The organism is Sphingomonas sp. PvP056 (assembly GCF_040549155.1).
In the GTDB taxonomy this organism is placed as follows: Bacteria; Pseudomonadota; Alphaproteobacteria; order Sphingomonadales; family Sphingomonadaceae; genus Sphingomonas.
Genome location: NZ_JBEPST010000001.1, coordinates 141,980 through 163,480 on the forward strand (window position 1 = coordinate 141,980; position 21,501 = coordinate 163,480).

The window sequence follows — 21,501 nt, forward strand, 5'->3', positions numbered from 1 at the left end:
CGCTGCACGATAATCAGGGCGATTCAAAGGCCCATGATTCCGCATGACGACGAATTCATCCCGCATCGGCAGGTTGAGTCGTCCAGCCGAGGGTCGGGATCGTCACCGATCGCTTGCCCGCGAGGTCGATCCGCGTGACGAACAGGTTGCGCCCCTCGATATAGGTAAGCACGCGCCGTGCGCGGCCGAGCGAGCTGGTGCCATAGGTCTGCGCGATCTCGGCGTCGCTCGGGCACGGCTGGCCCTCGCGCGCCGCCTTTGCGACGAGCAGGAACGCGCCGAGCATTTCGTCGGGCAGTTCGTGCGCGGTCGCGATCGCCTCGGCCCAGTCGCTGTCGAGACCGTCGAGGATTCCGGCGCGTGCGGCTGCCAAGCGGCGTGCAAAGCCGGATGGATCGAGCGGGGCGGGCGAGACGCCGACCATCCGGCAGCGGACCTGGAAGTCCTGGTAGAGGATCGCCGCGGGTCGCGCGGTCGAATCCGGGTCCTCGACGATCGCGGACAGCACGTCGCGGACCACCGCGGCGAGTTCCTCCTTGCTATGGCGCGGCACCTCGGGGACGGGATCGGGAGTCGAGTCCGCCTCGATCCGGTCGATCACCTTGGCGGCAGGCGCAGGGCGCGGCGGGGCCGCGGGCATCGGCATCGGTTCCTCGAGTCCGAGTAACAGCTGCTGCTTCATCTCGCCGGTCGGTGCGTCGGGCAAGGGCGTCAGCACCGGCCCGCCACCGCGCGACCCGGTTTCGACCGAGCCGACCTTGATCGACACCGGACGGCGGCTGACCGCCGGCCCGAGTGCGAGGAAGGTGCCGCGCGGGAGGTCACGGATCTGTTCGGCCTGGCGGCGCTCCATCCCAAGCAGATCGGCCGCACGCGCCATGTCGATGTCGAGGAAGGTGCGCCCCATTAGGAAGTTGGAGGCCTCAGCCGCAACGTTCTTGGCGAGCTTCGCCAGCCGCTGGGTCGCGATGATCCCGGCGAGCCCACGCTTGCGCCCGCGACACATCAAATTGGTCATCGCGCCGAGCGACGCACGGCGGACTTCCTCGCTCACTTCCGCGCCCATCGACGGCGCGAACACCTGCGCTTCGTCGACCACGACGAGCGCGGGAAACCAGTGCTCGCGCGGCGCGTCGAATAGCGCGGACAGGAAGGCGGCGGCGCAGCGCATCTGCCCTTCCATCTCGAGCCCTTCGAGATCTAGCACGACCGACGAGCGATGTTCGCGAATCCGCGTGCCGAAGCGCGCGATCTCGCCGACCGAATAGTCCGCCGCCGAAATCGCGATATGCCCGTAGACGTCGGCGAGCGTGACGAAATCGCCCTCGGGATCGATGATGATCTGCTGGACCTGGCCCGCGCTGCGTTCGAGCAGGCGGCGCAGCAGATGCGACTTTCCCGAGCCGGAATTGCCCTGGACCAGCAGTCGCGTTGCCAGCAATTCCTCGAGATCGATCGGCACCGGCCGCCCGCCCGTGTCGAGCCCCATGTCGACTTGAAATGTCATGCAGGTCCAATGGCCGATGCCGGGGGGCATGAGCAAGCGTGGTGACGCGTTTGCGACGGATGAATCGCGCCGCTCCCTCTACAAACCGGCTGCGCCCGTCCGCTACGGCTGGCTGTCCGTAACGGCGGTGTGCCCGAACCCGTCCGCCTGGACGCGCCGCCGCACGATCGCCTCGGGCATTTCGGTCGCGATGTACCGCATCAGTCCCTCGCGAATGTCGCATCGCAGGTCGAATGCGATCGATGCATCCTGCGCGGTTGCGAGCACGCGCAGTTGCAGCGCGTCGACCGTCGTGTCGGTCACCTGCAGGTTCCAGAAGCGCTTGTCCCAGCGCGGATTATCCTGAACGATCAGCCCGGCGCGTTCGCGCAGCCGCGCGACGTCTGCGGACGGATCGACATAGAAGAACACCGATCCCAGCAATTGCGCGTTCGACCGCGTCCAATTCTGGAAACTGTCCTCAAGGAACTTGCTGACCGGCACGACCAGACGCCGCTCGTCCCAGATTCGTACGACGACATAGGTCAGCCGTATTTCCTCGATCCGCCCCCACTCGCCCTCGATGATGACGACGTCGTCGAGCCGGATCGGCTCGGTGAAGGCAAGCTGGAACCCCGCGATCAGGTTCTTTAGCGCAGGCTGCGCCGCGGCGCCGACCGCCAGACCGGCAAGCCCCGCCGACGCCATCAGCGTGACGCCGACCGAACGGATCGCGGGAATACTGAGCAACATCATGCACAGCGTGATGAAGACGACGCAGATTACCGCGATCCGCGTCAGGATCGCGTAGCGCGTGCGCTTGCGGCGCGCCTTGAGATTGTCCGCGACGCTGACGTCGTAGCGCAAGTCGACGATGTCGTTGACCGCGCGGATCATCGCGATCACCATCCAGCCGACCAGCGCAGGAATGACGAACCCGGCGATCTGCTGCGCGAACGCCGCCTGATATTTCGGCAGGTCGATCGCGCGTCCCGCCATGCTCAGCGCGACCGCGACGAAGATCCAGCGCAACGGCGCGGCGATCCGCTCGACCACGACATTGTCGGCACGGGTCGGGGTCCGTTCGGTGAACCGGCGGAGCGCCAGCATCGCGACGCGGTAGGACACCAGCGCGATCACAATCGCAATCGCGAAGGTCAGCGCAGCGGCAAGCCGCTGCTCCCACAGATGCGACAATCCAAGGTCGCCGATCACAATATCTCCGCTGACTGAGGTAATGCTGCGCTGCCGCAGCGCTGCTCTAACGGATCAACGCGATCGGGCGTTCCGATCCCTTGCGTCAGATCCAGTTGCGCCCGTCCGCAGCACCGCAGCCGAGCGGCGGCATTTGTCCCGGGAAACGCGCGTGCAGCTTGGCGCAGCCCCATTGACGCAGCGGCGCTGGAGCATAACCGTTCAGCGCAATGCCGACTTCACTGTACGGCGTATCGGCATAAGCGACATACATGTACCAGCGACTGCCGAACATCACGACGATCGCGACCGCAACCACCACCAGAACTTGCAGCAACTTCTTCATGACGATCCCCTTGTTGTTCAAGGCGGGAGGCCTTGACCGTGATCATATACCCACGCAAGCGATATTGATTTAAATCAATGTTCTTGATCGAAGGCCGAAGAACGACCGACCGTGTCGGCACCAAGCCTTTCGCCGTCGCGACCGCACGGTATAAGGGCGCCCATGACCACGCTTCGCACCATCGACACCAGCATTGCCGTCGCCCCGCAGATCGCTCCCGATGCGATCGCCGAGCTCGCTGCGGCGGGCTTTACCGATATCATCAACAATCGCCCCGACGGCGAGGATTTCGGCCAGCCGGACGGCGACGAGATCGCCGCCGCTGCCGCCGCCGCGGGCATGACCTACACCGCGATCCCCGTGACGCAGGCCGGCTTTTCGCACCCGCAGATCGATGCGATGGCGGCGGTGCTGGACAAGGCCAAGGGGTCGGTGCTTGCCTATTGCCGCTCGGGCACACGCTCGTGCAACCTGTGGGCACTCGCCGCGGTCAAGGCGGGGGCGCATCCCGATGCCGTCATGGCAAAGGCGGCGGCTGCCGGGTACGACCTGACCGGCCTGCGCCCGTTGCTCGACGCGTTGTCGACACCGCAGTGACGCCGACCGGCGCGCGCCGATGCCGCTGAGCTGGGAGGTGATCGGCTATGGTCTTGCCGGTCTGATCGGCCTTGCGCTGGTGGCGCGCTGGCTGCGGCTGGCGGAAAGCCGGATCAGCGATGCCGCGCAAGCGCGCGAGATGGCGGAGAATCTGCTCGCAGGCTTCGTCGCGCACGGGGCGGTTGTCGGCACCGACGGCAATGCCGCGCTTGTCGCAGGCAGCGGCGCGGTCGCGATGCTCAAGCGGCGGGGCGCCAAGGTCGTCGCGCGGCGGTTGCTCCCCCCGGTTGCGCTGAGCCAGGATGTCGAGGGCGTGCGGGTCGAGACGGGCGAGCAGATGTTCGGCGGCGTGCTGCTGTTCGGCGTGACCGCGGACGAGGTCCGGTCACTCGAATCCTCGCTGACCTTTCACTGATACCGCGACACGGAGCCTCTGGCAGGCACCCGGGGTTCGTGCCAAGTTCTCCCCTCAAGGCACGTCGGCAGCATAGCCACGGCCGCGGAGCGCGAGAGGACAGCCTGTGGAAGAAGCCGACATCGTCGTCATCGGGGGAGGATCGGGCGGTGCCGCCGCCGCGGGGCGGTTGAGCGAGGGCGGCAAGTTCTCGGTCGTGCTGCTGGAGGCGGGGGGGCGGAATACCGGGCTTCGCACGCGGATGCCCGCGATGCTCGCGTTCCAGACCCCCAAGACCAACTGGAATTACGAAACCGTCCCGCAAGCCGGGCTCAACGGTCGTCGCGGCCACCAGCCGCGCGGCAAGGGACTCGGCGGGTCGAGCGCGATCAACGCGATGATCTACATCCGCGGTAATCGCTGGGATTACGACAATTGGGCGGCGATGGGGTGCCCGGGCTGGGCGTATGACGACGTGCTGCCGTGGTTCAAGCGCAGCGAACGCAACATGCGCGGCGGCGATGCCTTCCACGGCGGCGAAGGGCCGTTGTGGGTCAGCGAACAGCATCACGCCAATCCCGGCAGCCGCGATTTCGTCGCGGCGGGGGAAAGCCTGCAGATCCCGCACAATGACGATTTCAACGGTGCGCGGCAGGAGGGGATCGGGCTGTATCAGGTGACTCAAAAGAACGGCGAGCGCTGGACTTCTGCGCGCGCGTATCTCGGCGATGGGCCGCGCCTCGCCAACCTGGCGGTAATGACGGGGGTCACGGTCGAGCGCGTGCTGTTCGACGGTACGCGGGCAAGCGGAGTCGCCTATCAGCAGGACGGCGCGATGCGCCAGATCCGCGCGCGGCGCGCGGTGATTCTTGCGGGCGGGGTGTTCGGCACCGCGCAGTTGCTACAACTGTCGGGAATCGGCCCTGCCGACCATCTGCGCGACCACGGCATTGCGGTGCGGGTCGACCGGGCGGCGGTCGGCGCGAACCTGCAGGATCACATTGACTATGTCGCCTCGTTCGAGACGCCGGGGACGCAGTTCGTCGGCAGTTCGCTGAAAGGCACGCTCGCGATGGCGGGCGGGATGGTCCAGTGGCTGCGCAAGCGGCAGGGGATGATGACGACCCCGTTCGCCGAGGCGGGCGCGTTCCTCAAGGTCATGCCCGATGCGCCCGCGCCCGACGTCCAGCTGCATTTCGTGGTGGCTGCGCTGGAGGATCATGGCCGGACCAAGGTGAAAGGGCATGGCTATTCGTGCCACGTCTGCGTGCTCCGCCCGGAAAGCCACGGAACGGTGCGGCTGGCGTCGACCGACCCGCACGATGCGCCTGCGATCGACCCCGCCTTCCTGACCGATCCGCGCGACATGGCGGTGATGAAGGCCGGTGTCCGCGCAATGTACCGCATCCTCGAACAGCCCCCGCTGACCGATCATATGGGCCGCGACCGCCACCCGGTCGACCTGTCCGACGATGCGGCGCTTGAGGATCTGATCCGCTCGCGTGCGGACACGGTGTATCACCCGGTCGGGACGGCGCGGATGGGGTCGGATGCGGACGCCGTTTGCGATCCGCGACTGCGCGTGCGCGGGGTGGAGGGGCTGTACGTCGCGGATGCGTCGGTGATGCCCAAGCTCGTCTCGGGCAATACCAATGCACCGTCGATCATGATCGGGGAACGCTGTGCCGATTTCGTAACGACCGACCTCAGGTAAGCGCCTAGGCCCTGGCCATGGATCGTAAGGACTGGACCAGGATCGGGACGGCGGCAGTGGTGCTCCTCGTCCCCGGCGGCTTTGCACTCGGCGCTGTGCTAGCGGCGCGGCGCTTTCGCGCGGCGCGGACGGAAAAGGGGGCCGGGCCATCGGGCAGCGAAGACGATTTGGACGAAGGCCGCGAGGATCGCGCTTGAGCTTGAGGGAAGTGGTCCTCCCAGGTGTCATCCCCGCGCAGGCGGCGAGCTGTACCGGCTGGCCATTTGCCCGACCCGACGCCAGTCCCTTTAGAACCGTCGCACTACCGCCAGAAACGCCTCGCCATACGCCTCGAGTTTGCGCGTCCCGACCCCGGTGATCCGCCCCATTGCGCCGAGCGATGCCGGACGCAGGTTTGCCATTTCGCGCAGCACCGAATCGTGGAAGATCACATAAGGCGGCACGCTCGCCTCGAGCGCGAGTTCGCGGCGTTTGGTACGCAGCGCCTCGAACAGCGGATCGCCGCTCGGGTTCGCCGCCGCACCACTGCCTGCTCCGCCGCGTGCTCGCCGGGTCCGCTTGGGCGGGACGATCAGGTCGACGCGGTCGTTCTCTTTCAAAATGCCGCGGGCGCCGGGGCCGAACTCCAGCCCGCCGAAATCGTTCGCGCGGAGCGCATCGCGCAGCAGCAACGCGCGTCCGACCGGCTTGATCAGCGCGGCTTCCTCCGGGGAGGACGCGATTCCGAACACGCCGAGCGCTTCATGCCCGTTCATCAGGCTGCGTTCGCTCGACTGGCCCATCAGGACCTGTTCGATATAGCCCGCGCCAAAGCTCTGGCCCGTGCGAAAGACGGCGGAAAGGAACTTCCTCGCCACCTCCGTCGCGTCGACGCTGGCGGGCGGGGAGATGCAGTTGTCGCAATTGCCGCAATTCTCCGGCGAATCGTCGCCGAAATGCTTGAGCAGGATGCGGCGGCGGCACCCCGCGGTCTCGGCGAGCGCGCCGAGTGCCGCGAGCCGTTGCCGCTCGCCCGGCTGGCGCGCAGGCTCGACCTCGCCGATCCGCTGGCGCGCACGCGCGAAATCCTCGGCACCCCAGAAGAGATGCGCCATCGCCGGATCGCCGTCGCGCCCCGCGCGGCCAGTTTCCTGATAATAAGCCTCGATCGATTTGGGCAGACCGGCGTGGGCGACGAAGCGGACGTCGGGCTTGTCGATCCCCATGCCGAACGCGACCGTCGCGCACATCACCATATCCTCGGACGCGACGAAATCGGCCTGGTTACGCGCGCGGACCGACGGATCGAGCCCGGCATGATAGGCGCGGGTTGGGCGGCCGGTCTTGGCGAGCGCCTCCGCCATCTTCTCGGTACCGGCGCGGCTCTGGACGTAGACGATCCCCGCGCCGGGCGTCTCCGCGATCAGGTCGGCGATCTGGCGCGTCGCATTGTCCTTGGGGCTGATGCGATACTGGATGTTGGGCCGGTCGAAGCCTGCGACGATCATCCCGTCGTGCGGAATGCCGAGCTGGTCGAGGATGTCCGCGCGGGTATGCGCATCGGCGGTCGCGGTCAGCGCCAGCCTTGGCACATCCGGGAAGGCATCGAGCAGCGGGCGGAGCAAGCGGTAATCGGGGCGGAAGTCGTGCCCCCATTCGGACACGCAATGCGCCTCGTCGATCGCGAACAGCGCGAGCGGGGCCTGGCCGAGCAAGTCGCGGAAGCTCTGGCTCGAGGCGCGTTCGGGCGCGACATAGAGCAAGTCGAGGTCGCCGCGGCGGAAGCGCGCGATCGTCTCCATCTGGTCGGTGTCGACCGAGGTCAGCGTCGCCGCGCTGATCCCGATCGCGGTCGCCGCGCGCAACTGGTCGTGCATCAGCGCAATCAGCGGCGAGACGACGACGCACGTGCCGTTGAGCGCGACCGCGGGAAGCTGATAGCAGAGCGACTTGCCCGCGCCGGTCGGCATCACTGCGAGCGTGTTCTCGCCCGCGAGCACGCGCTCGACGACCGACCCCTGGACGCCGCGAAACGCCGGGAAGCCGAAGGTGGATTGCAGGATGGGGAGAGGATCAACCACGGTCTAGGCCAAGAAAAAGGATGATGGCGTGATCGACACGGCGCATCAGGGGCTCTTCGAGCTTGCCGACATGCTTGTCCAGCTTTTCACGCCGAACCGTCACAAGTTCGTGAACGGTGACATAGGATTGCACGCGCAACCCGTTCGTCGCGCTCGGGGTGACGGGGACGCTGATCGACAGCTGACTGGCGCGGTCGTCGCTCGTGATGAGCGCAAGGACGATCGTCGAAATCCCGAGATAGGCGGTGTCCTGGACGATCAGCGCCGGGCGCGGCTTGCCCGCAAAGCCCGATCCTGTGGCGACGTTGCGATGTCATCGCGCGTCACGGTGCGCCGTCCGGACCCCAATCATAGTCCGCATTGGGCCAATGCTGGACCGCTTCGATGAAGGCGGACGTATCGGTTTCGCCCTGCATGGCGTTGATTACCGCCGTGTCCCGGACGACGCTCTCCTGAAACGCCGCGCTCGCGCGGTCGGGCAGCCACAAGGTCCGCGCGCGCAGCCCCTGCGCGCGCAGCGCCGCGCGGCGCTTGGCGACGCGTTCGGCGCTGGTCATTGGTCGTTCCATGCCCATTGCGGCGGTCTCCGGAAGATGCCGTTACATGTAACGCTGACGGGGTGCGCTCACAAGGTTTTCACGAAACGTTCTTGCACAAGCCGGGGCTGCACAGCACATGCAAGGCTATGGAACGCGTTACCGACAACAAGGCCGAGGCCGAATTCGAACTGATCGTGAGTGGCCAGCGCGCCGTTGCGGCGTATCAGCTGGAGGGCGACACGATCGTCTTCACCCACACGATCGTCCCCAAGGCGATCGAGGGGCGAGGAGTCGCATCCAAGCTGATCCGCGCCGCACTTGATTCGGCGCGCGACCGCGGACTGAAGGTCATTTCGCAATGTCCGTTCGTGACGGCCTATATCGAGAAACACCCGGAATATCGCGCGCTGCTAGGGTAGGGTGCCCTAACCTAGGTGCCGATTTCAACCGTTTGCGCGGGCGAATGCAGCGGCTTCGGCAACCTGTTCGGCGTCAGGGGTGACGCCGGTGTAGAGCACAAACTGGTCGAGCGCCTGCAAGGTCGCGACTTCGGCCCCCGTGATCACGCGCTTGCCGGCCGTGCGTGCTGCCCGCAGCAACGGTGTTTCGGGCGGATATTGGACGACATCCACCACCACCGTGCTTGCCGCGATCATCGCTTCCGGGAAGGCGAGCGAGTCTGCGTCGCCGCCGGTCATGCCGATCGGCGTGACGTTGAGTAGCAGTCCGGCCCCCGCGTCCTGGTCCACGTCGGCACGCCAGCCGAAACCATATAGCGCCGCCAGCGCCTGTCCCACGTCCGCGTTGCGCGCAACGACCGTCCCGTCGCGAAAGCCCGCGTCGCGCAAAGCGGCCGCGACCGCTTTCGCCATCCCGCCCGACCCCCGCAGCACGAAGCGCGTGGCAGGATCGATATCGGCGATCAGCCGCGCAACCGCGGCATAATCAGTATTGTGCCCGGTCAGCACGCCGTCTTCGTTGACGATCGTATTGACGCTATCGATCGCCGCCGCCGAGGGCGCGAGCCCGTTGAGCATGGGGATCACCGCTTCCTTGAACGGCATCGAGATCGCGCAGCCGCGAATGTCGAGCGCGCGGATCCCGCGCACCGCGCCTTCCAGGTCCTGCGTCGAGAACGCCTTGTAGACGAAATCCAGCCCCAGCGTTTCGTACAGCCGGTTGTGGAAGCGCGTCCCGAAATTGCCCGGGCGAGCCGCCAGCGACATGCACAGCCGCGTGTCACGATTGATCAGGGGCTTGTTGGGCATTTTCCGCTTCCTCAGTCCGCCAACGCCTCAGCGATCAATTTGCGGGTGTTGTCGAGCCCGTACAGCGCGATGAAGCTGCCCATGCGTGGTCCCTGGCTCGAGCCGAGCAGCGTCTCGTACAACGCACCGAACCAGCTGCGCAGCGGATCGAACCCGCCTTCGTTGCCGATCGCATAGACGATGTTCTGCAAGTCGACCGCCGAGGCATCCGCCGGTGCGGCGGCCAGATCGCGATCGAGCCGTTCGAGCGCGGCGACTTCGATCCCCACCGGCTTGCGGCGCTGGAGCGTCGGCGCGACGAAATCGCGGTTGTACGCGAGTGCATGGCCGATGAGCGCGTCGAGCTCTGGCGTGATCTCGCCTTCGACGTAATTGCTGAGATAGCCGCGCACCTGCTCCGCCGTCGCGCCCGCGCCGAGAACGCCGACGAGGTTGAGCAGCAGCCCGAACGTCACCGGCGGGGTCGTCCCCGGCACCGCGCCGTCATGGATGTGGTGCACCGGATTGCCAAGCTTCTGCTCGACCGGAAGCGCGGCATATTTGCCCCGGAAGTCGAAATAGTCGTCCACCGCGCGCGGGATGACGCCGACGTGAAGCTGCTTCGCCTTCTTGGGTTCGCGGTAGGCGAAGAAGGACAGGCTCTCCTGCGTGCCGTAATCGAGCCACTGCTCGAGCGTCAGGCCATTGCCCTTGGACTTGGAGATCTTCTCGCCCTTTTCGTCGAGGAACATCTCGTAGATCAGCCCCTCCGGCGGGCGACCGCCGAGCACACGCGCGATCTTGCCCGACTGTACGCCGCTGTCGATCAGGTCCTTGCCGTACATCTCGTAATCGACGCCCAACGCGACCCAGCGCATCGCCCAGTCGACCTTCCACTGCAGCTTGGCGTGGCCGCCGAGGATCGATTGCACCAGCACCTCGCCGTCGCTGTCGGTGAAGCGGATCGTGCCCTGCTCGACATTGACGACCTCGACCGGGACCTGGAGCACCACCCCGGTCTTGGGGCTGATCGGCAGGATCGGCGAATAGGTCGCTGCGCGTTCCTTGCGCAGCGTCGGCAGCATCACGCCCATGATCGCGGCATAGTTGCGCAACACGCCCTTCAGCGCATCGTCGAACACGCCGGCTTCATATTGCGAGGCGGAGGAGATGAATTCGTATTCGAAGCCGAAGCGATCGAGGAAATCGCGCAGCATCGCATTGTTGTGCGCGGCGAAACTCTCGAACTTCTCGAACGGATCGGGGATTCGGCTGAGCGGCTTGCCGAGATGCTCGGTCAGCATCGCCTGGTTGGGGACGTTGTCGGGCACCTTGCGCAACCCGTCCATGTCGTCGCTGAATTCGATCAGCCGGGTCGGCGCATCGGACAGCGTCTGGAATGCGTGGCGTACCATCGTCGTGCGGAGCACTTCATTGAACGTGCCGATATGCGGCAGGCCCGAGGGACCGTAGCCCGTTTCGAAGATGACGGGCGCGCCACCGGGTTTGCCGTCGGGATACCGCTTGAGGAGCTTGCGCGCCTCCTCATAGGGCCAGGCTTTGGAGTCTTGGGCGGCGGTGCGGAAGGCTGTGTCGGTCATAATCCCCCGCGTTTGCCGCTTTAGGGGGGCAAGCGCAAATGCTATGCTGTTTGCGCCATGAACATGACGATCCCCGTGAACGTGCCGCATCCGGTCAAGCTCCGGATCGAGGACTTCGAGGTGCTCGATCGCACGGGCGCGTTCGCCGATTTAAAAAAGGTCGAGTTGATCGAGGGGATGATCGTCGGAATGAGCGCAGAATTCCGCCCGCATACCTTCGTCAAAAGTCAGCTCATGTATCGGTTGCAGGCCGCTTTGGAAGCGACGGGCTCGCGCTTCAGCGCAGTGGTCGAGCCAACGCTCGCGCTACCGCCGTATAATCTTCCCGAACCCGACGTTGCTGTCGTCGATGCGCCGATGGCGCGCGATTATTTCCGGATCGAGCATGTCGCGCTGGTGGTCGAGGTGTCGGATACGACGCTGGAGAACGATCTCGGCGCGAAACTGGCGCTCTATGCGCGGCACGGCGTCCCGGAATATTGGGTCGTCGATCTCGCGGAGACGACCGTCCATCAATTCTGGTCGGTATCGGCGGAGGGGTTCTCGCACCGCAGGTCGCTCCCGCTCGCCGGGGCGGTGCCCAGTGCGACGTTGCCCGACCTGGTGATCGACGGCACGGGACTAGTCTGAGCGCGACGCTCCGTGTTTAGGGCTTTCAGGCGCCCGGCTTCACCGCGAGGAGACCGGAAACCCTCGCCCGGAATGCGCGCAACTGCTCCCCCGAAAGCGTCGCAAGGCTGGAGAAGGAGAAGCCGCGCGGATTGACCGCAACCCCGCCGCGCAGCACTTCCCAGTGGAGGTGCGGTCCGGTCGAAAGGCCGCTGTTGCCCGAATAGCCGATCACCTGCCCGCGCGACACGCGCTGGCCTGCGCGCACAGCGAAACGGCTGAGGTGCCCGTAGCAGGTCACGATCGACCCGCCGTGCGCCATCTTGAGGAAATTGCCATAACCCCCGCTGCGCCCGGCGAACGCCACCACGCCGTCGGCGGGGGCGTGGATCGGCGTACCGGTGGCGGTGCCGATGTCGATCCCCTTGTGCATCCGCGAGAAGCCGAGCAGCGGATGAAAGCGCATCCCGAAGCTCGAGGTCACGCGCGCCATCGATACCGGCATCGTGAACTGCCCCTGCCGTTCGGCTTGGCCCGATGCTTCATACCAGGTGCCGTCGTTCCACTGGACCAACTGCGTCTTGCGTCCACCGTGGCCGAGCCCCGCGAACAGCAGCTTGCCGAGCTGCGTCTCGCCGGTCGCGGCGCGCTGGCGCTCGACGATCAGGTCGTAGGTGTCGTTCGAATCGATTTGGCCGACCGCGACCTTGCTCGCGATCGCCTTGATGTAGCTCTCGACCGCGCGGATCGGGACCCCCGCCGCGCGCGCCGAGCGGTACAGGCTGGAGCCGACCGCGCCCGTGATCCTAAGCGGCGTGTCATCAACCGCGATCGCGCGGCGCTCCATCACCAACCGGTCGCCCACGCGTTTGAGGTCGAGCGCGAGATCGAACCGCGCGCGCAGCGACAGTGCCTCGAGCGGACGCGCAACGCTGCGGTTGGGGCGGCGACCGAGCGTCAGCGGGATCTGCGTGCCGGGCTTGAGCGTGTCGAGCGGCACCGTCGTCGCGACGAGCGCAACCGTGTCCTGCGCATCGCGCTCGGACAGGCCGGCGCGTTGGAGCATGTCGCTTAGGCTGTCGCCGTGGCCGACCGTCGCGGTGCGTTGCTCGACCGGGCGTTCGGGGGCTTCGGTCAGCGGACGGACGAGATCGTTCGACGCCATGTGCCGCCCGGTATCCGCGCCCCAGGCGAGCGGCGCGATCATCTGCGCACGCGCTTCCTCGCGGTCGGTGCCGATCATCGGTGCGGCGGCCGCGCCGAGCAACGGAGGGGTGAGCGGCGGTGCGGTGACGAAGGCGGTGACGCACAGGACGGCGCAGGTTGCGGCACCGCGCCACCAGTCGCGCGAGCCGATGCGGGTTCCGAGGTCGGGCACCCAATCGACCCGGCCCGCGGCAGCGCGCAGGCGTTCGAGCCGATGGGTCTGTGCCACGGGCACGATGGCGCGGCCGAAGGACAGCGCCGCGCTGCCGCCCGAAGTCTCCACGTCGTTCAAATTTGGTACAAACAAGGCTGTTTCGACCCCGAAATCCGTTGTCCGCCGCCTGATGTGCCCCGCAGCGTCGGGCCCGAGGACTGTGCCGCTCAAGTCCTAAAGTCAAATTAACTGCCACCTGCGATCGGGTGGGATGCGGCCAACCGTTCGAACGATACGATTGCGTCGGGAACACGCCGGGTCGGCGGCATATCGGTGGCTGGGCGATGATCTCGCGGTCTTTTTTGCAAACGGGATGGTTGCGTATCGCCTCTGGGGACGCGATGTTGCTTGTGTCATGCAACGCCACCACGACAGCGCCGTCACTGCGGTGCTCGGGCCGACCAACACCGGCAAGACGCATCTCGCGGTCGAGCGAATGTGCGGGCATTCCAGCGGCATGATCGGCTTTCCGCTGCGGTTGCTGGCGCGCGAGGTCTATGACCGGGTCGTCAAGATCAAGGGCGCGAACCGCGTCGCATTGATCACCGGCGAGGAAAAGATCGTCCCAAAAGACGCACGTTGGTTCCTGTGCACAGCCGAATCCATGCCGGTTGACCGCGATTTGGCGTTCGTTGCAGTCGATGAGGCGCAGCTTGGCGCCGATTTGGAACGGGGTCATGTCTTCACCGATCGCATCCTGCGCGCCCGCGGGCGCGACGAGACGATGCTGCTCGGGTCCGAAGCGCTGCGCCCGATGCTCAAGGCGCTGGTCCCGGGAATCGAGATCATCAACCGCCCGCGCTTTTCGACGCTCAGCTATGCGGGTGCCAAGAAGATCAGCCGCCTCCCGAAACGCTCCGTCATCGTCGCGTTCAGCGCGGAGGAAGTCTATGCGGTCGCCGAGATGCTGCGGCGTCTGCGCGGCGGCGCGGCGGTGGTGATGGGCGCGCTGTCCCCGCGCACCCGCAACGCGCAGGTCGCGATGTTCCAGGCGGGCGAGGTCGATTATCTGGTCGCGACCGATGCGATCGGCATGGGGCTCAACATGGACGTCAACCATGTCGCCTTCGCCAGCCTCAACAAGTTCGACGGCCACCGCCAGCGTCGGCTGACCGTCGCCGAAATGGCACAGATCGCGGGGCGGGCAGGGCGGCACCAGCGCGACGGGACGTTCGGTGCTCTGGTCGAGGAAGGGCCGGGGGCGTTCGCACCCGAGGAGGTGCTCGCGATCGAAGAGCATCGTTTCCCGCCGCTCGAACATCTCTACTGGCGCGAGGGCGAGCCCGATTTTTCGAGCGTCGCCGCGCTGATCGCGAGCCTCGAGGCCAAGCCCGAGAACCGCCGCCTGCGCGCGGCGCCGCAATCGGTCGATCTCGCGGTGCTCAAGCGTATGGCCGAGGAGGATTGGGTGCGCGCGCGGACGCGGCATCCGGCGATGGTCGAGCGGCTATGGGCGGCGTGCGGGCTGCCCGATTTCCGCAAGCTTGGCGTCGATCCGCATACCCGCTTCGTCGCGCGCGTGTTCGGCTATCTGAGCGAAGGGCAGGGGCATATCCCGCACGCCTGGTTCGCGGCGGAACTCGCGCGGCTCGATACGGTGGTCGGCGATGTCGAGACGCTCGCTGGGCGGATCGCGGCGGCGCGGAGCTGGGCGTATATCGCCAACCGGCGCGACTGGCTGGCGGACCCGGCGCAAGGAGCAGCGCGTGCGAGTGCGGTCGAGGAACGGCTGTCGGATGCGCTCCACGCGAGCCTGACGCAGCGTTTCGTCGACAAGCGCACCACGCTGCTGATGCGCCAGATCGGTGCGGATCCGCGGATGCTCCCCGTAACGATCGGGCCGGAAGGCGAAGTGATGGTCGAGGATCATGCGATCGGGCGGCTCGACGGGTTCCGCTTCACGGTCGCGGCGGATGCGCGCGCGAACGACAAGCGCATGCTGCTCGCGGCGGCGGAACGGCGGCTGGGTGACGAGCGCGGCAAGCGCGGGGTGGCGCTTGCCGAAGCGGCGGATGCCGACCTGTCGCTGCGCACCGAGGCGGGCGAGACGCCGGTGCTGCTGTGGCGCGGCTTTACGGTCGCGACCTTTGCGCCGGGGCAAAGCCTGGTGCGCCCGCGCATTGTGCTCGACCGCGCGCTCGATTGCCTCGACGTGACGCTCCGCGCCAAGATCGAGCAGCGGCTGCGCGGCTGGTTCGGTGATTCGGTCGCACGCGCCCTGCCGGGGCCGGTGCTGCTCGACTCGGTCCAGCGTGATCCGGCCGCCAGTCCTGCATCGCGCGCGGTCGCGGCGGCGCTGGTTGCGGGCGGCGGGATGGTCGCGCGGAGCGAAGTGGTGGCGGTGCTCGACAAGCTCGACGGGGTCGCGCGCAAGGCGTTCCGGCGGGCGGGGGTGACGATCGGCGCGCTCGACCTGTTCGATCCGCGCTTGCTCAAGCCTGCCGCCGCGCGGTGGCGGCGCGCCCTGTTCGCGATCCGCGACGCGCGCGGCATCGCCGACGCACCGCGCGACGGCGCGAGCGTGCTGGTGCGCGGCGCACCCGGCGCGACGCTGGTGGACGGCTATCGCCCGATCGCGGCGCAAGCGGTGCGGATCGACCTGATCGAACGGATTGCGCGCGCGGCGCATGACGCACGCGGTGCGGCGGGTCGACAGCCGTTCGCGCTCGATCCCGCGCTCGCGCTGTCGATGGGGCTGACCCCGCCGACGATCGAGAAGCTGATGGCGGGGTTCGGCTTCCGCCCGGCTCCAGCCGCTGCGCCCCCTGCCGCCGACGATACGGTACCGCGCTGGGTCTGGCGTGGGCTGCCGACCGTCCGAGCCGTCGTCGCGCCGCGCGGCACGCACTTTGCGGCGCTCGCCGATCTGGCGGTGCATGGCTGAAGCTTTCCCCCGCGGCCCGAGCATGCGGCTCGACTGTTTCCTCTGGTTCGCCCGGATCGTGAAGACGCGCGGCATCGCGCAAGGGATGGCCGCGAGCGGACGATTGCGGATCGACGGGCGCGCGGTCGACCGGCCCGCCGCGGCGGTGCGGATCGGAAGCGTGCTCGCCTTTGCTACCCCCTCGGGCCGGATTCGCGCGATCCGCGTCGAATGCCTGCCCGAGCGTCGTGGCCCGCCCGAAGCGGGGCGGGCGTGCTACGTCGACCTGATCGAAAATGACCGAACAGCCACCGCAATCAGTGACGCAAACATTGACGGGGCGGACGCTCGCGCATAGCAGCGTCGAGTTCGTTGCTCCGGGAGTTACCTAATGACCTACGTCGTCACCGATGCCTGCATCAAGTGCAAGTACATGGACTGCGTCGAGGTGTGCCCGGTCGATTGCTTCTATGAAGGCGAGAACATGCTGGTCATCAACCCCAGCGAATGCATCGATTGCGGCGTCTGCGAGCCCGAGTGCCCCGCCGAAGCGATCCTCCCCGATACGGAAAGCGGTCTCGAACCGTGGCTCGAACTCAACACGACCTTCTCTAGCCAGTGGCCCAACGTCACGCGCAAGGCGAACCAGACGCCTGCCGACGCCGACGAGCATAAGGGCGAGACCGGCAAGTACGACAAGTTCTTCTCGGCAGAGCCCGGCGCGGGCGACTGATCGACCGGATTGGCCGGAAATGGCGCGTCGTCGTGCGTCCGATCCCGTCGGGAGCGGCGCGCGCGCGACCTTTGTCTGGTAATTTTGTTGCGACTGTGTTAAAAGGGTGACGACGGACGGTGCTTCAGGCGCTGTCCGACACGGAGACGTATCAACCCACCACCCTGCGAGCGCTGATGCAGCTTTGCTGCGAGAAGTGCGTTGCACCGGATACCCGGTCCACAGAAAGGTCCAACGGAATGGCTGCCAAGGCGCTGTCCTTCGACGTCGGCGATTATGTCGTTTACCCCAAGCACGGCGTTGGCCGTGTGATCGAGCTTCAGCGGCAGGAAATCGCCGGGATGCAGCTCGAACTTTATGTTCTGCGGTTCGAAAAAGAGCGCATGACGTTGCGCGTGCCGACCAACAAGGCCGAAAGCGTCGGAATGCGCAAGCTTTCCAGCGACAAGACGCTGCGTGAGGCACTCGAGACGCTGACCGGCAAGCCGCGCGTCAAGCGCACCATGTGGTCGCGCCGTGCACAGGAATATGAAGCCAAGATCAATTCGGGCGACCTCGTGTCGATCGCCGAAGTGGTCCGCGACCTGTTCCGTGCCGACGACCAGCCCGAGCAGAGCTATTCCGAGCGGCAGATCTTCGAAGGCGCGACCAGCCGCCTCGCGCGCGAACTCGCCGCGATGGAGCAGGTCGACGAGCCGACCGCGCAGGAAAAGATCCTCGAGATTTTGCGCAAGGCAGCGGCGATCCACAACAAGGACAAGGCTCCGGCCTGACGTTCTTTTGCGGATACCGCGGTTTGAAAAAGGGGCGGCCGGCGACGGTCGCCCCTTTTTTCGTTTGGGGGCAGCGGGGGCGCTCCCACTCCCGGCGTCACCCGAACGTCTTTCAGGGTCCACCGCGCCGTGATGACGGTCCGTGCCGGTCCCACGGTGGATGCTGAAACAAGTTCAGCATGACGGGTGGGATGAAGAGGCACGGGACCCCCCCCACCCTGCGTCACCCTGAACTCGTTTCAGGGTCCACCCCGCCGCGATGACGGTCCGTGCCCGTCGCATGGTGGATGCTGAAACAAGTTTAGCATGACGGCGCGTTTGGAGTGGGACGGCGCTCACGCCCCTTGCGTCACCTCGAACGTGTTTCAGGGGCCACCGCGCCGCATTGACGGTCCGCGCCTGTCGCACGGTGGATGCTGAAACACGTTCAGCATCACGGCGTGTGGAGGGGGCGGGCCCACGACAGGGGTTGCATCCGAAAGCAGACGGTGTACTAATAAGGCAACACACAGGAGGTAGCGTATGCGCAGTCTGTCCTTCCTCGCAGCCGTCGCGCTTGCGGGATGTTCCAACACCAGCGATGCGGCCACCTCCGCGGGCGCAGGAACCACCCGCACCTTCGCGATCACCGATTTCAGCGGGGTCTCGCTGCGGGGATCGGACGATGTCGATGTCCGCGTCGGCACCGGCTTCTCGGTCCGCGCAGAAGGGCCAAGCGCCGAACTCGACAAGCTCGAGATCCTCCGCGACGGCGATACGTTGAAGGTCGGGCGCAAGAAGAACCTTGCGGGCATGAGCTGGGGCGGCGGACGGCGCGGCGTGAAGGTGTTCGTGACGATGCCACGGATCGTCACCGCGCAGATCGTCGGATCGGGCAACCTTGCGATCGACCGGGTCGATGGGCAGCGCTTCGGCGGGGAGGCCGCAGGGTCGGGCAATCTGTCGATTGCGACGCTGACGGTGCCCGATGCACGGCTGACGGTGGCCGGGTCGGGCAATATCGACGCCAGGGGCCGGGTCGAGCGGCTGACGGTCAAGCTTGCCGGGTCGGGCAACGTGTCGGCGGGCGGGGTCAAGGCAGGGTCGGCGACCGTCTCGCTCGCGGGATCGGGGGATGTCCGCGCCGACGTCGTCGGGCAGGCGCAGGTTTCGCTGGTGGGATCGGGCGATGTCGATCTCGGGCCGCAGGCGCGGTGTTCGGTGAGCAAGACCGGATCGGGCAACGTCCGCTGCGGCGGGTGAATCGGGCGCTTGCCTGAGCGCGGAATCGCGGCGATGCCCTGTGGATGATCCTTGTCCGCCTGCTCACCCTGCTTTTTCTCGCAATGCCTGGTGTTGCGCTGGCGGCGACGGGCCGGTCCTATGTCGTCACCGATTATGACCGGATCCGGATCGACGGCCCGTTCGACGTCGCGCTGACCACGCGCGCACCGCCCTCGGCGCGGGCGGAGGGGCCGGCGGAAGCGAGCGACTCGCTCGACATCCGGGTCGAGGGGCGCACTTTGATCGTCCGTGCGGGCAGCCGCGGCTGGGGGGAAGTCCCCCGGCGCGGCGGTGCGCAGCCCTTCGTCATCCGGCTGGGCGTTCCGATGCTGCGCGGTGCGACCGTCATCGGTGGCGGGCGGCTGACGGTGGCGGGGCCTTTCCGCGCACAGCGCGTCGATTTGCAGGTGACGGGGAGTGGATCGATCGCCGCGCCCGCGCTCGACGCGGACGAGCTCAACGCAACGCTGCTCGGGACGGGCGCGATGACGCTCGGCGGGCGCGGGGGTCGGGTCCGGTTGCTGACCAGCGGGACCGGCGGGATCGCTGCCGCCGCGCTGCGCAGCGATGCGCTGACGGTGCGGCTCGACGGATCGGGGACGATCACCGCGACCGCACGCTACACCGCCGATGCGACGAGCACCGGGCTGGGGGCGGTGACGATCTATGGCAAGCCGACGTGCCGGGTGTCCAAGGCGGCGAGCGGGCCGATCCGGTGCGGGGTAGAGGCGGCGCCGTAAGGGGGGAGACGCCGTAAGCCTTCGTCAGATCAGCCCCAGCGCCGCGAGCTTGCCGATCAGCGCCGCCGGCATCGCATCCCCCACCACCACGTCACCGCCCAGATCGGCGGGCGCATCGCCCGGTTCGAGATAGCGCCACCCCTGGTGCGCACGCTTCGGGCGGCCTTCGGTCAGCACCAGCGCGGGGTCGATATGGATCGCGACTCGCCCGCCCTCGGCCTCGCCGAACCCGAGGATCGGCGAGCGCGCGACCAACGTGTGCTTGATGATCCAGTAGAGCGAGCCGCCCTTGCCATCCCCTTGGCCGTCCGCACCGACGATTTCCTCATGCCGTTTGGGTAGATAGCGCGTGGTGAGAAACACCGGGCCGTCCGCGGCGCGTTGCTTGAGGCGTTCGGCGAGATGTTCGAGGCTCGTCGCGCCGAACGCAACCTTGGTCAAATGCAACATGTCGCCGATTTGGGCGCAGCGGGCTCAGCCGCCAAGCCCCCACAGCGTCGCAAGTCCCAGAAACGACAAGAAACCCATCACATCGGTCATCGTCGTCACGAACACCGCCGACGATACCGCGGGATCGACCCCGGCGCGTTCCAGCGACACCGGCACGAGCACGCCCGCCAGCCCCGCGATCAGATTATTGATCACCATCGCCATCGCGATCACGATCGCGAGCCCAACATTGCCGAACGCAAGGTAGGTCCCGGTGCCGACCAATACGCCCAACATCGCGCCATTGGCGGCGGCGATGCGGAATTCGCGCAGGATCATCCGTGCGGTATTCGAACTCGTCAGCTGGTTGGTCGCGAGCGCGCGCACGACGACCGCGAGCGTCTGCGTGCCCGCATTGCCGCCCATCCCCGACACAATCGGCATCAGCACCGCGAGCAATGCGAAGCGCGCGATCTGACCCTGGAACGCACCGACCACCGACGCGGCGATCATCGCGGTGCCGAGGTTGACCACCAGCCAGGTGATCCGCGTCCGCACGGTCAGCAGGATCGGTTCGTTGATGTCGCCGTCGCCCGCGCCCGACAGGCGCAGGATGTCTTCGCTCGCTTCCTCGGAAATAATGTGTACGATATCGTCGACCGTGATCATGCCGACGAGCCGACCGCCGGTGTCGGTCACCGCCGCTGAGATCAGCGCGTACTTCTGGAAGCGCAGCGCGACTTCCTCCTGGTCCATGTCGACCGGGATCAGCGTCTGTTCGCGCTGCATCACGTCGCTGATCGCAATCCCGCGCGGGGTGCGCAGGATCCACGACAAGGCGACGGTGCCGATCGGCTTGTGCGCCGGGTCGACCACGAAGATTTCCCAGAAATCGGTCGTCAGCGCGTCATGCGTGCGCAGATAATCGAGCACGTCGCCGACGCGCCAATGTTCGGGCACCGCGATCAGCTCGCGCTGCATCAGGCGGCCGGCGGATTCCTCGGGATAGCTCAGCGCCTCCTCGATCGCGGCGCGATCGTCGGGGTCGAGCGCGCGGAGCACCTCGCGCTGGTCGGCGGGCTCCATGTCCTCGATGATCGCGACCGCGTCGTCGGTGTCGAGTTCGGACGCGATATCCGCGACCTGACTCGCCGAGAGCGAATCGATCAGATCCTCGCGGACGTAATCGTTCATTTCGGCGAAGACGTCGCCGTCGAGCAGGTCGGTGATCGCGCTCGCCAGCGCCGCGCGGCAATCCGCCGGGGTCAGCTCGAACAGATCGGCGATATCGGCGGGATGAAGCGGTTCGACCAGCGCGCGCGCGCCCTCCGCATCGCCGGCCTCGACCGCATCGAGCACCGCACGGACGAATTCGGGCTTGAGCCGATCGTCCTCGTCGAGTTGTGCACCGTCGTTTTCGGGAAGGAGCTCGGTCTCGCTCATCATGGACCTCCTGTTGCCCGCCGGGGGTGCGCTCTAGCCCGATATGGGAA

22 protein-coding genes and 1 pseudogene are annotated in these 21,501 nt (G+C 66.9%); 12 read left to right on the top strand and 11 right to left on the bottom strand.

Annotated elements, in window-relative coordinates; translation table 11 throughout:
• Positions 1-55: 55 nt before the first annotated feature.
• The 3 genes from ABIC17_RS00755 to ABIC17_RS00765 form a co-directional block, all read right to left on the bottom strand.
• Positions 56-1,507 carry an ATP-binding protein gene (locus ABIC17_RS00755; protein WP_354278758.1) on the bottom strand — a complete coding sequence of 484 codons (1,452 nt, stop codon included), beginning with the start codon at positions 1,505-1,507 and terminating at the stop codon, positions 56-58.
• A gap of 102 nt (positions 1,508-1,609) precedes the next feature.
• A complete protein-coding gene (locus tag ABIC17_RS00760; RefSeq protein WP_354279404.1) occupies positions 1,610-2,704 on the bottom strand; it encodes a mechanosensitive ion channel family protein in 1,095 nt (364 codons plus the stop codon).
• An 82-nt stretch (positions 2,705-2,786) separates the two neighbouring features.
• Positions 2,787-3,026 carry a hypothetical protein gene (locus ABIC17_RS00765; RefSeq protein ID WP_354278759.1) on the bottom strand — a complete coding sequence of 80 codons (240 nt, stop codon included), beginning with the start codon at positions 3,024-3,026 and terminating at the stop codon, positions 2,787-2,789.
• A 162-nt stretch (positions 3,027-3,188) separates the two neighbouring features.
• On the opposite strand from ABIC17_RS00765, the gene ABIC17_RS00770 reads away from it, so the two are divergent.
• The 4 genes from ABIC17_RS00770 (at position 3,189) to ABIC17_RS00785 (ending at position 5,928) form a co-directional block, all read left to right on the top strand.
• A complete protein-coding gene (locus tag ABIC17_RS00770; protein ID WP_354278760.1) occupies positions 3,189-3,623 on the top strand; it encodes a protein tyrosine phosphatase family protein in 435 nt (144 codons plus the stop codon).
• A gap of 19 nt (positions 3,624-3,642) precedes the next feature.
• Positions 3,643-4,038 (top strand): hypothetical protein, encoded by a 396-nt coding sequence (locus tag ABIC17_RS00775; protein WP_354278761.1) that lies wholly within the window; start codon positions 3,643-3,645, stop codon positions 4,036-4,038.
• 106 nt (positions 4,039-4,144) lie between these two features.
• Entirely contained in the window at positions 4,145-5,731 is a 1,587-nt protein-coding gene (locus ABIC17_RS00780; RefSeq protein WP_354278762.1) for a GMC family oxidoreductase, read from the top strand.
• 17 nt (positions 5,732-5,748) lie between these two features.
• Positions 5,749-5,928 carry a hypothetical protein gene (locus ABIC17_RS00785; protein WP_354278763.1) on the top strand — a complete coding sequence of 60 codons (180 nt, stop codon included), beginning with the start codon at positions 5,749-5,751 and terminating at the stop codon, positions 5,926-5,928.
• A gap of 90 nt (positions 5,929-6,018) precedes the next feature.
• Here ABIC17_RS00785 and recQ read toward each other — a convergent pair whose 3' ends face one another.
• The 3 genes and pseudogenes from recQ to ABIC17_RS00800 form a co-directional block, all read right to left on the bottom strand.
• Positions 6,019-7,791, bottom strand: coding sequence for a DNA helicase RecQ (gene recQ / locus ABIC17_RS00790; protein ID WP_354278764.1), 1,773 nt, complete (start codon positions 7,789-7,791; stop codon positions 6,019-6,021).
• Positions 7,784-8,062 (bottom strand): annotated as a pseudogene (locus ABIC17_RS00795) (type II toxin-antitoxin system PemK/MazF family toxin); the annotation flags it as partial. The pseudogene ABIC17_RS00795 and the gene recQ, both read right to left, overlap by 8 nt.
• 52 nt (positions 8,063-8,114) lie before the next feature.
• The gene (locus ABIC17_RS00800; RefSeq protein WP_354278765.1) at positions 8,115-8,348 is read right to left on the bottom strand and encodes an antitoxin MazE-like protein; all 234 of its coding nucleotides are present in this window, start codon (positions 8,346-8,348) and stop codon (positions 8,115-8,117) included.
• Positions 8,349-8,476: 128 nt separating this feature from the next.
• Between ABIC17_RS00800 and ABIC17_RS00805 the strand changes: the two genes are divergently transcribed.
• Positions 8,477-8,749 carry a GNAT family N-acetyltransferase gene (locus tag ABIC17_RS00805; RefSeq protein ID WP_354278766.1) on the top strand — a complete coding sequence of 91 codons (273 nt, stop codon included), beginning with the start codon at positions 8,477-8,479 and terminating at the stop codon, positions 8,747-8,749.
• A 24-nt stretch (positions 8,750-8,773) separates the two neighbouring features.
• Here the strand turns inward: ABIC17_RS00805 and ABIC17_RS00810 are convergent, their stop codons facing one another.
• Both ABIC17_RS00810 and ABIC17_RS00815 read right to left on the bottom strand, forming a co-directional pair.
• The gene (locus ABIC17_RS00810; RefSeq protein WP_354278767.1) at positions 8,774-9,598 is read right to left on the bottom strand and encodes a shikimate 5-dehydrogenase; all 825 of its coding nucleotides are present in this window, start codon (positions 9,596-9,598) and stop codon (positions 8,774-8,776) included.
• Between the two features lie 11 nt (positions 9,599-9,609).
• Complete coding sequence (locus ABIC17_RS00815; protein ID WP_354278768.1) at positions 9,610-11,178, bottom strand: lysine--tRNA ligase; 1,569 nt, start codon at positions 11,176-11,178, stop codon at positions 9,610-9,612.
• 57 nt (positions 11,179-11,235) lie between these two features.
• Here ABIC17_RS00815 and ABIC17_RS00820 point away from each other — a divergent pair, with 57 nt between their 5' ends.
• Positions 11,236-11,808, top strand: a complete 573-nt coding sequence (locus ABIC17_RS00820; RefSeq protein ID WP_354278769.1) for a Uma2 family endonuclease — start codon at positions 11,236-11,238, stop codon at positions 11,806-11,808.
• Positions 11,809-11,833: 25 nt separating this feature from the next.
• On the opposite strand, the gene ABIC17_RS00825 is transcribed toward ABIC17_RS00820, so the two are convergent.
• The gene (locus tag ABIC17_RS00825; RefSeq protein WP_354278770.1) at positions 11,834-13,300 is read right to left on the bottom strand and encodes a M23 family metallopeptidase; all 1,467 of its coding nucleotides are present in this window, start codon (positions 13,298-13,300) and stop codon (positions 11,834-11,836) included.
• A 262-nt stretch (positions 13,301-13,562) separates the two neighbouring features.
• Here ABIC17_RS00825 and ABIC17_RS00830 point away from each other — a divergent pair, with 262 nt between their 5' ends.
• The 6 genes from ABIC17_RS00830 to ABIC17_RS00855 all read left to right on the top strand — a co-directional run bounded on the left by ABIC17_RS00830 (position 13,563) and on the right by ABIC17_RS00855 (position 19,579).
• The gene (locus tag ABIC17_RS00830; RefSeq protein WP_354278771.1) at positions 13,563-16,091 is read left to right on the top strand and encodes a helicase-related protein; all 2,529 of its coding nucleotides are present in this window, start codon (positions 13,563-13,565) and stop codon (positions 16,089-16,091) included.
• The gene (locus ABIC17_RS00835; RefSeq protein WP_354278772.1) at positions 16,084-16,428 is read left to right on the top strand and encodes a S4 domain-containing protein; all 345 of its coding nucleotides are present in this window, start codon (positions 16,084-16,086) and stop codon (positions 16,426-16,428) included. Before ABIC17_RS00830 ends, ABIC17_RS00835 begins: the two co-directional genes overlap by 8 nt.
• Before the next feature lie 33 nt (positions 16,429-16,461).
• The gene (gene fdxA / locus ABIC17_RS00840) at positions 16,462-16,803 is read left to right on the top strand and encodes a ferredoxin FdxA (RefSeq protein WP_131533043.1); all 342 of its coding nucleotides are present in this window, start codon (positions 16,462-16,464) and stop codon (positions 16,801-16,803) included.
• Between the two features lie 239 nt (positions 16,804-17,042).
• A complete protein-coding gene (locus ABIC17_RS00845) occupies positions 17,043-17,576 on the top strand; it encodes a CarD family transcriptional regulator (RefSeq protein ID WP_010161421.1) in 534 nt (177 codons plus the stop codon).
• Positions 17,577-18,098: 522 nt separating this feature from the next.
• A complete protein-coding gene (locus ABIC17_RS00850; RefSeq protein ID WP_354278773.1) occupies positions 18,099-18,818 on the top strand; it encodes a head GIN domain-containing protein in 720 nt (239 codons plus the stop codon).
• Between the two features lie 44 nt (positions 18,819-18,862).
• On the top strand, positions 18,863-19,579 hold the full coding sequence (locus ABIC17_RS00855) for a head GIN domain-containing protein (protein ID WP_354278774.1): 717 nt from the start codon (positions 18,863-18,865) through the stop codon (positions 19,577-19,579).
• Between the two features lie 24 nt (positions 19,580-19,603).
• Here the strand turns inward: ABIC17_RS00855 and ABIC17_RS00860 are convergent, their stop codons facing one another.
• Together ABIC17_RS00860 and mgtE are read right to left on the bottom strand one after the other, a co-directional pair.
• Positions 19,604-20,029: a DUF1489 family protein gene (locus ABIC17_RS00860; RefSeq protein ID WP_354278775.1), complete on the bottom strand. Its 426-nt coding sequence runs from the start codon at positions 20,027-20,029 to the stop codon at positions 19,604-19,606.
• Positions 20,030-20,053: 24 nt separating this feature from the next.
• The gene (gene mgtE / locus ABIC17_RS00865) at positions 20,054-21,451 is read right to left on the bottom strand and encodes a magnesium transporter (protein ID WP_354278776.1); all 1,398 of its coding nucleotides are present in this window, start codon (positions 21,449-21,451) and stop codon (positions 20,054-20,056) included.
• Positions 21,452-21,501 lie beyond the last annotated feature (50 nt).

Coding starts and splice junctions, on each gene's coding strand:
- ABIC17_RS00820 (WP_354278769.1), top strand. CDS start 11,236: ATGAACATGACGATCCCCGTGAACGTGCCGCATCCGGTCAAGCTCCGG.
- ABIC17_RS00850 (WP_354278773.1), top strand. CDS start 18,099: ATGCGCAGTCTGTCCTTCCTCGCAGCCGTCGCGCTTGCGGGATGTTCC.
- ABIC17_RS00845 (WP_010161421.1), top strand. CDS start 17,043: ATGGCTGCCAAGGCGCTGTCCTTCGACGTCGGCGATTATGTCGTTTAC.
- ABIC17_RS00765 (WP_354278759.1), bottom strand. CDS start 3,026: ATGAAGAAGTTGCTGCAAGTTCTGGTGGTGGTTGCGGTCGCGATCGTC.
- fdxA (WP_131533043.1), top strand. CDS start 16,462: ATGACCTACGTCGTCACCGATGCCTGCATCAAGTGCAAGTACATGGAC.
- ABIC17_RS00815 (WP_354278768.1), bottom strand. CDS start 11,178: ATGACCGACACAGCCTTCCGCACCGCCGCCCAAGACTCCAAAGCCTGG.
- mgtE (WP_354278776.1), bottom strand. CDS start 21,451: ATGAGCGAGACCGAGCTCCTTCCCGAAAACGACGGTGCACAACTCGAC.
- ABIC17_RS00805 (WP_354278766.1), top strand. CDS start 8,477: ATGGAACGCGTTACCGACAACAAGGCCGAGGCCGAATTCGAACTGATC.
- ABIC17_RS00785 (WP_354278763.1), top strand. CDS start 5,749: ATGGATCGTAAGGACTGGACCAGGATCGGGACGGCGGCAGTGGTGCTC.
- ABIC17_RS00770 (WP_354278760.1), top strand. CDS start 3,189: ATGACCACGCTTCGCACCATCGACACCAGCATTGCCGTCGCCCCGCAG.
- ABIC17_RS00855 (WP_354278774.1), top strand. CDS start 18,863: ATGATCCTTGTCCGCCTGCTCACCCTGCTTTTTCTCGCAATGCCTGGT.
- ABIC17_RS00755 (WP_354278758.1), bottom strand. CDS start 1,507: ATGACATTTCAAGTCGACATGGGGCTCGACACGGGCGGGCGGCCGGTG.
- ABIC17_RS00830 (WP_354278771.1), top strand. CDS start 13,563: ATGCAACGCCACCACGACAGCGCCGTCACTGCGGTGCTCGGGCCGACC.
- ABIC17_RS00835 (WP_354278772.1), top strand. CDS start 16,084: ATGGCTGAAGCTTTCCCCCGCGGCCCGAGCATGCGGCTCGACTGTTTC.
- ABIC17_RS00810 (WP_354278767.1), bottom strand. CDS start 9,598: ATGCCCAACAAGCCCCTGATCAATCGTGACACGCGGCTGTGCATGTCG.
- ABIC17_RS00800 (WP_354278765.1), bottom strand. CDS start 8,348: ATGACCAGCGCCGAACGCGTCGCCAAGCGCCGCGCGGCGCTGCGCGCG.
- ABIC17_RS00775 (WP_354278761.1), top strand. CDS start 3,643: ATGCCGCTGAGCTGGGAGGTGATCGGCTATGGTCTTGCCGGTCTGATC.
- ABIC17_RS00860 (WP_354278775.1), bottom strand. CDS start 20,029: ATGTTGCATTTGACCAAGGTTGCGTTCGGCGCGACGAGCCTCGAACAT.